General features: G+C 60.0%; 4 protein-coding genes. All 4 read right to left on the bottom strand.

Annotated elements, in window-relative coordinates:
• Positions 1–286: 286 nt before the first annotated feature.
• On the bottom strand, positions 287–1,282 hold the full coding sequence (locus tag IG616_RS22115; RefSeq protein ID WP_192151026.1) for an ABC transporter substrate-binding protein: 996 nt from the start codon (positions 1,280–1,282) through the stop codon (positions 287–289).
• A gap of 278 nt (positions 1,283–1,560) precedes the next feature.
• A complete protein-coding gene (gene cysG, locus IG616_RS22110; RefSeq protein ID WP_192151032.1) occupies positions 1,561–3,027 on the bottom strand; it encodes a siroheme synthase CysG in 1,467 nt (488 codons plus the stop codon).
• Positions 3,028–3,067: 40 nt separating this feature from the next.
• A complete protein-coding gene (locus IG616_RS22105; protein WP_209008022.1) occupies positions 3,068–5,758 on the bottom strand; it encodes a nitrate reductase in 2,691 nt (896 codons plus the stop codon).
• Between the two features lie 75 nt (positions 5,759–5,833).
• Positions 5,834–6,277, bottom strand: a complete 444-nt coding sequence (gene cynS, locus IG616_RS22100; protein ID WP_192151024.1) for a cyanase — start codon at positions 6,275–6,277, stop codon at positions 5,834–5,836.
• Positions 6,278–6,287 lie beyond the last annotated feature (10 nt).

Genomic DNA, 6,287 nt, shown 5'->3' with positions numbered 1-6,287 from the left:
TTTGAAAAATCCCCCAACACTCACCCTGTGGACAAACACCCAACCAACACCCCAAAAACCAACAAAAACCCTCACAAAAAACCCAAAACATAAACATCCACAGAACCTTAACCCACAGTAAGAATTAAGTTTTTTTCTCAGCCGCCTTATCGCCTGGCCCTGGTTTCTGTCTGATTTTTCCCGGAAAACAATCTCTGCTGATTTGAAAAAAAGAGCATTCAGGCAGGAAAAAATGAAAAAGGCCGGACTTTCCGCCCGGCCTTTCTCTTTTCAACCCTCTTCAGGTTTACATCTTGTCGGTCACCACGGTGGTCGTTGCCCCTTCCGGCTCCTTGGTGATCACCGGATCGGAGCCGCCGGACAGAAGGGACTTCACCGTACGGTCATAGGCGGCCATATCGAGCTTGCCATCCGAACCGTCCACCAGCTGAGAAATCTCCTTCACCATGCGGACCTGATGCTTTTCGGTCTGCGCACCGGTCGCATCATTCTCAAGCACGATCTCGGCAGCCTCTTCCGGATGCTCGGCCGTATAGGCCCAGCCCTTCATGGAAGCACGGACGAACTTCGTGTATTTGTCGACCATGGCCGGATCCTTGAGACTGTCCTCAAGAACATAGAGGCCGTCTTCCAGCGTCGCGACACCCTGGTCCTCATATTTGAAGACCACGAGGTCCTCTGCCGGAATACCGGCATCGATCACCTGCCAATATTCATTGTAGGTCATGGTGGAGATGCAATCAGCCTGCTTCTGCAGCAGTGGATCCACGTTGAAGCCCTGCTTGAGCACAGTCACCCCGTCCGGGCCGCCGTCTGTTGGCATGTTGAGATGGCTCATCCAGGACAGGAACGGATATTCATTGCCGAAGAACCAGACGCCCAGGGTCTTGCCCTTGAAGTCTTCCGGAGAGGTGATGCCGGTTTCCTTCCGGCAGGTCAACATCATGCCGGACTTCTTGAACGGCTGGGCAATGTTGACCAGCGGCACACCTTTTTCACGCGACGCCAGCGCGGATGGCATCCAGTCGACGATCACATCGGCGCCGCCACCGGCAATCACCTGCGGCGGAGCAATGTCCGGGCCGCCCGGCTTGATCGTGACGTCGAGGCCCTCCTCCTCGTAGAACCCCTTGTCCTTGGCGACATAATAGCCAGCAAACTGGCCCTGGGTCACCCACTTGAGCTGCAAGGTCAGCGCGTCAGCAGCGTGAGCGGCTCCAGCTGTAAATCCAGCCACCAGGGCAGACGACAGAGCCAGCGCTCTCAATGCATTGAATGCCATTCCCCTTCTCCTTATTCGGGCCGCCTTAAGGGGCAGGCCTCTGGAATCAGACCCAAATGGCGAAGGTCCGGGACATGCTTCCTCTCCCCGGGACAGCCTCAAAGGCTGGTCTGCCTGCATGGCGCTATGCCCCATGCAGACCCTGCTGATGTCAGCCTCTCAATCCGTCCGGAGCATTTTCTGCCTTCTCGTGTTCCGGATTGCCAGCCTGACCATTTGGTCAAGAAAACCTACGGAACTGCCGCCTCTATGGTCAAGGTGATTTTTTAGACAGGCGGTCAAAAAATAGCTTGGTTCCCCGATGCCACTCTCCGCTCAAAAGACGCGCTGACAGGACCGGCTTCTGCCTTGCCCGACAGACTGTGGAACACTTCGCCAACCGCGATGAGCACCGGACCATCCGTGGAGAGGGTTTCAACGCCCTGTTCCAGATCCACAAGCCTGCCGGACCACCGGAGCTCCCCGGGCCGCGAGATATTGGCCACCGCACAAACGGGAAGGGCAGGATTGCAGCCTTCGCTCAAAAGCCGGTCCCGGATCCGGCCCGACATGCGCCCGCCCATATAGAAGACGGTCGTCACCGCCGGATCCTTCAAGGATTTCCAGTCGACGGTTTCCGGCAGCTCACCTTTTCGCGAATGCCCCGTGACGAACCGGACCGACTGGGCATGATCCCGATGGGTGAGAGACACTTTCAGGCTGGAGGCCATGGCCGAGGCTGCCGTGATGCCCGGCACAACGGACACGTCTATCCCCTCCTGCTCCAGCATCTCGATTTCCTCACCTGCGCGGCCAAAGATCATCGGATCGCCGGACTTGAGCCGGACGACGGACTTTCCCTGACGGGCAAGAGACAACATAAGATCGTTGATGTCTTCCTGCCGGCAGCTCTCGCGCCCGCCGCGCTTGCCTACCATCATGCGCCGGGCCTCCCGCCGGGCAAGCTCCAGCACATCGGACGACACAAGATCATCAAAGAGGATGACATCCGCGCCTTGCAGAGCCCGGACCGCCTTTAGGGTCAAGTGTTCCGCAGCGCCCGGCCCAGCCCCCACCAGCGTGACCTTCCCCTTCACGTCTTGCAACTCGAGAGCGGCGCTGTCGCAAAGACCATTCACCAGTGCCAATACCGCTTCATTGGCTTCAGGCGCGGCCTGTCCGGCAAAGGCCTTTTCGGTGAACCTCTCCCAAAACGCGCGGCGCGGACGGCCAGCGGCAAGCCGCGCCATGATCCCCGCACGGACCTTGCCTGCGAGGGCAGCCCAACCGGAAAGTGAATGGGGCAAAAGGGTTTCGATCCGCCGCCGGATGGCCTGACCGAGGATGGGGGCAACGCCATTTGTCGAAATACCGATCACCACCGGCGAGCGGTTGACGATTGAGCCGAACTGAAAAGCACAATAGTCCGGATTGTCGATCACATTATAGGGCACGCCTGCCGCGCGGGCAGCGCAGGCAAAGGCCTTTGCTTCACCGTCACTGGCTGCATCGGCGATCGCCAGCGCAGCTCCGGTCAAACAAGACGGGGTCCATGGCGCAGCGTGATGAACAAACCGCCCCTTCACGCTGCCGGATCTCAGCAGCTTTTCCATCTCTGGCGAGAGATCCACCGCTTGGACATGAACCTCGGCACCGCTGGCCGCCAGAAGCTCAGCCTTCCACGCGGCAGCGGCAGACCCGCCAGCGACAACAACCTTGCGCCCATCCAGAGTGAAGAAGACAGGCAGACAGGCCAAAGGTCCCATGCGGCTTGTCTCGCGGGAAGCTGCCGCCGGACGCGGCACTTCAACCGGCTTTCGCGATACCGTCATTCGTCTTCTCCTCAGTCAAAACCGTTTCGATCAGCCCACGGATCTCTGAGCGGCAGGACCCGCAATTGGTCCCAGCTTTCAACAGCTGGCCAATGGCTTCGGTAGTGCAAGCTCCGCCGCGTGCGGCATTCAGGATCTGGTTTGCGCCAATCTGATAGCAGGCGCAGACAAGAGCGCCATTGTCGGGCATGTCTGCCGCTGGACGGCCGGCGAGCACCCGCAGGCGGCTGGCCGGGGTCTCCGCCTCAAGGCGAAGCAGGCCAGAGGCCCAGGCGCGGGAGACTTCGACCGGTTCGCGGGCAAAGAAGAGGGCCGCACGCAGCTTACCATCCTGCCAATAGGCCATCCGGCAGGTGCTTGATGCATCGTCCCGGAACGACGTGATCTCCGCCCCGGCCAGTGTGCCGCCGGCAAGCCTGCCTGCCAGATCGGTAAAATCAGCGGCCTCAAGGCCTGCGAACTCCAGACGAAAACCGTTGGCAACGGGGGCGATGGCCCAATAGTCGATGCCGCGCAGCTCCGGTTTCTGCTCCATTACGGCAAAGCCGTACCAGCGGGCCGGAACGGCCTTGAGGGAAACAGGGGTGAACTTGGAGCCGGGCTGGCCGGAATGGGGATCGGTTTCGGGTGCGACCACCGCGTCGACGCGGCCTTTGGACGAGAACTGATCCGTCCAATGCATGGGCACGAAGACCGTTCCCTTGTTGCCACGATCTGAAATCTGCGCCCGCACGATGACGGCACCATAGGAGCTCTTCACCTCGACCAAGGAAGCATCGCGCAGGCCAAGGGCGGCAGCGTCCTCCGGGTGAATCTCGGCAAAGGGTTCTGCAATGTGCGAAGTGAGCCGGGCGGTTTTCCCCGTCCGGGTCATGGTGTGCCACTGGTCGCGGATGCGGCCCGTGTTCAGCACAAACGGATATTTCCGTTCCCGCTTGCGCAGCTCGATGGGTGTTACGGCAATGAAACGCGCCTTGCGATCCGGTGTAAAGAACCCGCCTCTGGCAAAAAATCGGCTGTCGTGAAGCGATTGCCCCGCACGGGCAGGCCACTGAAATGGGGGAAGCTCCTCATAAGCGCCTGCACTGAGATCGGCCATCGCACCAATATCGAAGTCTCTCGTGCCTCCATTTCCGATCGCCGAAAGCTGCGCATGTTCGCGGAATATGGCGGCAGAGCCATTGTAGGCGAAAGCATCCGCATATCCCAGGCGGCGCGCAACTTCGCTCAGCGCCCACCAGTCCGGCCGGGCCTCGCCCGGAAGCTCCAGAAAGCGGCGCTGGCGGGAAATGCGGCGTTCGGAATTTGTGACCGTTCCGTCCTTTTCGCCCCAGGCTGCGCCAGGTAACGCAACATGGGCATAGTCCATGGTGTCTGCGGCGCGGGTCACGTCGGAGACCACAACGAAGGGACAGAGCTTCAGCGCTTCCGCGACGCCATCCGCATCGGGCAGGCTGTCGACCGGGTTGGTGGCCATGATCCAGAGCGCCTTGATCTTGCCTTCACGTACGGCGCGGAACATCTCGACCGCCTTCAGACCCGGACGATCTGCGATGCGCGGACTTTGCCAGAACGACTGGACAAGAGACCGGTGAGCCGGATCTTCAAGTGCCATATGGGCCGCAAGCATGTTGGCAAGGCCCCCCACCTCGCGCCCGCCCATGGCATTGGGCTGACCCGTCACCGAGAAAGGCCCCATCCCGGCCCGGCCGATCCGGCCAGTTGCCAGATGAACATTCAGGATCGCGTTGACCTTGTCAGTGCCGGTAACAGACTGGTTGACGCCCTGGCTGTAGACGGTGACCATTTTTTCCGTACGGGCAGCCAGATCAAAAAAGCGGGCGATGTCCTGACGCGACAGTCCGGTCTCTTCAGAAATGCGGGAAATGTCGCAAGCACCCGCTGCGCCCAGCGCCTCTTCAAAGCCATTCGTGTGCCGGGAGATATAGCCCTCATCAAGATAGCCGTTCTCCGACAGATACGAGAGAAGGCCGTTGAACAGGGCCACATCCGTGTCGGGCGCAAGACCCAGGTGCAGGTCCGCCAGAGCGCTGGTTGCCGTGCGGCGCGGGTCGATGGTGACGATGCGAAGCGCCGGATTGGCCGCCTTGGCGGCTTCCAGCCGCTGAAAGAGAACCGGGTGGCACCAGGCGAGGTTCGAACCGGTCAAAATCACCAGGTCGGCCTGTTCCAGATCCTCATAGGTGCCCGGAACCGTGTCTGACCCGAAGGCCCGGCGGTGACCGGCAACAGAAGATGCCATGCAAAGGCGGGAGTTGGTGTCGATATTGGCCGAGCCGATAAAGCCCTTCATCAGCTTGTTGGCGACATAATAATCCTCGGTCAGGATCTGGCCCGAGACATAGAAAGCAACGCTGTCTGGACCATGTTCCGCAATCGCATCGGAGAACCGGGCGGCGACCAGATCCAGCGCTTCGTCCCAGGAGGCGCGGGCGCCATTGATTTCGGGATGAAGGAGCCGGTCGTCCAGTGACAGGGTTTCAGCAAGGGCAGAACCCTTGGAGCACAGACGGCCGAAATTGGCCGGATGATCCGGATCGCCCTTCACGCTGACAGCGCCATCCGGCTGGCGGGTAGCAAGAACACCACACCCGACCCCACAATAGGGGCAGGTTGTCTTTACCGTTCTGGCCACTTCGCTCATGACGTGAGTTCCCTTGTTTCTTCTGGTTTGTTGTGGGGGGAAGGCATCCGCCCCCCTTTGCGGGGGCGGCGGCTCTTACCAGGCGTTGTAGGAAAGGAATTTCCCGGTCATCTTGATCTCGATGCGGTCGCCTTTTTCGTAAGGCACCTTGTCGACACTCATGTCGAAGTCGATCGCGCTCATGATGCCGTCACCGCCTTTTTCCTGGATCAGCTCCTTCAAGGTTTGGCCATAGACACCAATGATCTCGTAGAAACGGTAGATGCAGGGATCGGTCGGAACCGTCTGTGAGAACGTCTTGTTCGGAAACTCCGCAAGAACGATAGCTGCCTCCTGGGGCAGACCCAGATTGCGGGTCAGTGCTTCCGCCTTGTCCTTGGGCAAGGAGTTCATGCCAAGACATGCCGAAGTCACAAAGACCTCGCTCATCCCTATGTCTTCCGCGATGGACGCCCAGCTCAGGCCTGCAGTCCGTTTCTTCTCGTAGATCATCTCGGTGACGTCGCTTTTGCTCAGCATTCGGTGGTTC

The organism is Roseibium litorale, from assembly GCF_014842915.1.
Lineage (GTDB): Bacteria > Pseudomonadota > Alphaproteobacteria > Rhizobiales > Stappiaceae > Roseibium > Roseibium litorale.
Note: the sequence above shows the minus strand (reverse complement) of the source record. Positions and strands in the feature narration are given on the sequence as shown.

Coding starts and splice junctions, on each gene's coding strand:
- IG616_RS22115 (WP_192151026.1), bottom strand. CDS start 1,282: ATGGCATTCAATGCATTGAGAGCGCTGGCTCTGTCGTCTGCCCTGGTG.
- cysG (WP_192151032.1), bottom strand. CDS start 3,027: ATGGGACCTTTGGCCTGTCTGCCTGTCTTCTTCACTCTGGATGGGCGC.
- IG616_RS22105 (WP_209008022.1), bottom strand. CDS start 5,758: ATGAGCGAAGTGGCCAGAACGGTAAAGACAACCTGCCCCTATTGTGGG.
- cynS (WP_192151024.1), bottom strand. CDS start 6,277: ATGCTGAGCAAAAGCGACGTCACCGAGATGATCTACGAGAAGAAACGG.